Source organism: Microbulbifer donghaiensis, assembly GCF_900129095.1.
GTDB lineage: Bacteria > Pseudomonadota > Gammaproteobacteria > Pseudomonadales > Cellvibrionaceae > Microbulbifer > Microbulbifer donghaiensis.
In genome coordinates, this window is the sequence record NZ_FQVA01000016.1 from 1 (window position 1) to 1,121 (window position 1,121).

1 protein-coding gene is annotated in these 1,121 nt (G+C 51.0%); it reads left to right on the plus strand.

The window, feature by feature from the left end; genetic code table 11:
* Positions 1-1,121: transposase (locus tag BUC36_RS18530; RefSeq protein ID WP_073277988.1), on the plus strand; the 1,121-nt coding region annotated here is incomplete at both ends.

The window sequence follows — 1,121 nt, forward strand, 5'->3', positions numbered from 1 at the left end:
CAGCTACAGCCTGGCACCTTCGAATTCACCCTCCATCACCTGATCGACGATCATATCGACCTCTCCGTTTTCTACGATAAGTACCAAAATGATGCCGGCGGCCGCTCAGCCTACGACCCGGCCATTCTGCTGAAGATCATTTTGTTCGCTTATTCAAAAGGCATAACTTCCAGTAGAGAGATTCGATGGCAGTGCGAGCACAACATTATTTTCAAGGCGCTGTCCTGTGACAGTGTGCCGCACTTCACCAGCATTGCCAGCTTCGTCAGCAGCTATCCGGATGCCATTGAGTCCATCTTCGAACAGGTATTGATGGTCTGCGACCAGCAGGGGTTGCTTGGCAACGAACTCTTTGCCATTGATGGCTGCAAGATGCCCTCCAATGCCAGCAAAGAGCACTCTGGTACCTTCAAAGAGCTGCAACAGAAGCAGGCCAAGATTCGCAAGAAAATACGCCACTGCCTCAAGGAGCACAAAAAGCTCGATGGCCGCAAGCCAAAAGAGAGGGAGCGCAAGCAGGCACTAGCACAGGCCACTGAAACCTTGCAAAAGCACTTTGAAAAGATTGATCAGTTCCTAAAGACAGCAGCCCCAAGGATGGGGCAAGGCAAAAAACCGAAAGAAGTCAAAAGTAATATTACCGACAACGAGTCGGCGAAGATGACCACCAGCAAGGGGACCATTCAGGGCTACAACGGCATAGCCGCAGTTGATAAGAAACATCAGATCATTGTTGAAGCCCAAGCCTTCGGTGAGGGCCAGGAACACCATACGTTAAAGCCTGTGCTCGATGGCCTTACCGCCCGCTACCGGAAAGCCGGTATCCATGATGACATACTCACCGAGCAGGTTGTCGTCACCGCAGACACCGGATTCTCCAATGAATCAAATAATGCATACCTAAAAGAAGAAGGTATCAACGCCTATATACCCGACAACCAGTTCCGCTCCAGAGATAAAGCTTTCGCCAAGCAAAAAGAGAAGCACGGCAAGCGTCACCGGGATACGCTTGTTGGTGTGAAACAGGTTATCCCGGCCAGAGAATTCCAGTTCGACAAGCGCCGCAAGCGCTGTATCTGCCCTGCCGGTAAAGAGTTGCTTCTATATGGAGAGGAGCGAGT